This is a genomic window from Streptomyces sp. NPDC059371 (assembly GCF_042751995.1).
Classification (GTDB): domain Bacteria; phylum Actinomycetota; class Actinomycetes; order Streptomycetales; family Streptomycetaceae; genus Streptomyces.
In genome coordinates this window covers 1-1950 of the sequence record NZ_JBHYXD010000149.1, presented here as the reverse complement: position 1 = coordinate 1950, position 1950 = coordinate 1, and the positions used below count along the sequence as shown (strand labels likewise).

Annotated in this window: 2 protein-coding genes and 1 pseudogene; all 3 read left to right on the top strand. The window is 71.0% G+C overall.

Translation table 11 applies throughout. The features are described 5' to 3' along the window. Positions 1-260, top strand: a pseudogene (locus ACFXGX_RS41050) (hypothetical protein); the annotation flags it as partial. 129 nt (positions 261-389) lie between these two features. After that, positions 390-641, top strand: a complete 252-nt coding sequence (locus ACFXGX_RS41045; protein WP_355776272.1) for a hypothetical protein — start codon at positions 390-392, stop codon at positions 639-641. Between the two features lie 11 nt (positions 642-652). Further along, a complete protein-coding gene (locus ACFXGX_RS41040; protein WP_384802868.1) occupies positions 653-1843 on the top strand; it encodes a flotillin family protein in 1191 nt (396 codons plus the stop codon). Positions 1844-1950: the final 107 nt, after the last annotated feature.

Below are 1950 nucleotides of genomic sequence, written 5' to 3'. Positions count from 1 at the left end.
CGCCCCCGCCCCGCCCGTCCCGCGCCCCGCGCCGCGGGGGCCCGCCCCGGCGGCCCGCCCGCCCCGCCGCCCCCCCCCCCCACGTCTCCGGACACGTCACGGCGCTGCGGCAGCTCCCGCTGCGCAGCTCCTGCTCGGGCACCTTCGAGGTGGAGGGCATCGACTACGACCGCCGCAGCGCCACCCTGCGCGTGATCGTGGTGTCCTCGGGCTTCTGTGTGCTGACCGACAGCAAGACCTATCGCTTCACCAAGAGTTGAGCCCACACTTCACAGGAGGCCTGAACGCGTACCCCCGGAGGGGCTGTCGACCGACGGGGGGCGTACGCGCCCGGAATGGGCTGGGTCTAAGGTCAGAGGCAGATTCAGAGTGATGGGGGGTGGCCGGCAATGGTGCAGGACGAAGCCGTGATCGGCTGCACGGGGGAACTGCTCATCGGCACCCGGGGGTCCGCCGGACCCGGCGAGGTCCTCGTGCGCGTGAGAGGCGGATCCGAGACCTTCCATGCCTGGTCTCGGGAGCCCCTGCCGAAAGGGGCGACCGTGCTGGTGATCGAGTCCAGAGGATGCCGTGAGGTCGACGTCATCACGTGGGCCGATCCACTGGACGCGCTCGACGGCGATGCCGTCGGCGAAGCTTGAGAAGGAGAAGCATGTTCGGTTATCGCGTACCCGCTCCCGACGAGGCGATGTTGATCTCGGGCGGCAGGCGGGGACTGGGGGGCGCGCCGTTCCGAGTGGTGACGGGGCACGGCAAGTTCGTGCTTCCGGTCTTCCGCAAGACCCGCTTCCTGACGCTGTCCATGTGCGAGGCGGAGGTCACCGAGACCTGTGTCACCAAGCAGGGCATCTCGCTGCACGTCCGCGCCGTGATCGCGTTCAAGGTCGGCAACGACACCGAGAGCATCATCAACGCGGGTCAGCGGTTCCTGTCCGACCAGGACCAGATGTCGGTCCTGACGGGCCGTATCTTCGCGGGCCATCTGCGGTCCATCATCGGTTCGATGACGGTCGAGGAGATCGTCACCGAGCGGCAGAAGCTCGCCGCCGAGGTCCTCGACACCTCGAAGCTGGAGATGGCGAAGATCGGCCTCATCGTCGACTCGCTGCAGATCCAGTCGATCGACGACGGCGACACCGGCTACATCGACGCGATGTCCGCGCCGCACAAGGCGGCCATCCAGCGCCAGGCCCAGATCGCCCAGGCGCAGGCCACCCAGGCTTCCGTCGAGGCGCAGCAGGTGGCGGCGCGCAACCAGGCCGAGTACGCCCGGCAGACCGCCATCGTCCAGGCGGAGTACTCGGCCGAGGTGGACCGCGCGCAGGCGATGGCCGCCCAGGCGGGTCCCCTCGCCCAGGCCCACGCCCAGCAGGAGGTCCTCGCGGCGCAGACCGAACTCGCGCAGCGCGCCGCCCTGTTGCGTCAGCAGCAGCTCGTCGCCGAGGTCGTCAAGCCGGCCGAGGCCGAGGCCGAGCGGATCAAGGTGCTCGCCATCGCCGACGCCGAGCGCATGAAGATCCAGGCCGAGGCGGCCGCCTCGCACGACCGGGTCGCGCTCGACCGGATGCTGATCGACCAACTGCCCCTGATCGTCAAGGAAGCGGCCGGCGGTCTCGCGGGCGCGAACGTCAACGTCCTCAACGGTGCCGACGGTCTCGGCGAGATAGCGGCCGGCCTGGTCGCCCAGGGTCTGACCATCCTCGACTCGGTCCGCCAGAACCTGGGCGGACCGAACTCCGAGAGCGGCGCCGCCAAGGCGAACGGCCCGCTCGAACTCCAGGGATACCGCACGCCGGTCGACGTCGAGGGCGACGAGCCGAAGGGCGCCTCGTCGGCCGGCTGACCACCGTCCGTCCTCGGTCCTCCCCGGGCCCCCGGCCCGGCCGGGGGGGGGGGCCGGGCCGGGTGGCGCCCGGGGGGGGCGAGGGGGGGGCCGGGTGTTTAAAACCC

Bases quoted from the DNA above. Each gene is read 5' to 3' on its own strand.
- ACFXGX_RS41045 (WP_355776272.1), top strand. From the start codon at position 390: ATGGTGCAGGACGAAGCCGTGATCGGCTGCACGGGGGAACTGCTCATC.
- ACFXGX_RS41040 (WP_384802868.1), top strand. From the start codon at position 653: ATGTTCGGTTATCGCGTACCCGCTCCCGACGAGGCGATGTTGATCTCG.